The sequence below is a fragment of the Flavobacterium araucananum genome (assembly GCF_002222055.1).
Classification (GTDB): Bacteria; Bacteroidota; Bacteroidia; order Flavobacteriales; family Flavobacteriaceae; genus Flavobacterium; species Flavobacterium araucananum.
Window position 1 is genome coordinate 1 of sequence record NZ_MUGS01000130.1, and the last position, 387, is coordinate 387.

1 protein-coding gene is annotated in these 387 nt (G+C 24.5%); it reads left to right on the forward strand.

Annotated features, from left to right (window positions below):
• Positions 1-57: 57 nt before the first annotated feature.
• A partial coding sequence (locus B0A64_RS25370) for a hypothetical protein (protein ID WP_165769883.1) occupies positions 58-387 on the forward strand: 330 nt, incomplete at its 3' end.

Consider the following 387-nt stretch of genomic DNA (forward strand, 5'->3'; position numbering starts at 1 on the left):
ATTATTATTATTATTATTATCATTTTTTGTTTAATTGTGTTATTGGTAACTAATAAAATGAATAAACGCAAGGCAGAAAATTCTTTAGGGGATTATGATTTTTCAGTCGGGAATGTAGAAGTATATTTTGATAGAGGAACAATTGGCTATAATGTAGGTAGAAGTTCAATTACATATTCTTATACCGTAAACAATATTAGATATGTAAATAATTATGATATGTTATTTTATAAACTACCTTCTTCACCCAATGTTAATGATAAGTTTGTTGTAGCATATAATAAAAAAGATCCCCAGAAAAGTCTTTTATTGGGTGATTTTCCAATTAAGAGTAATCAGGATTTTAAGATATTTCTGGATACTCATAAAGATTTTAAAATTAAATTT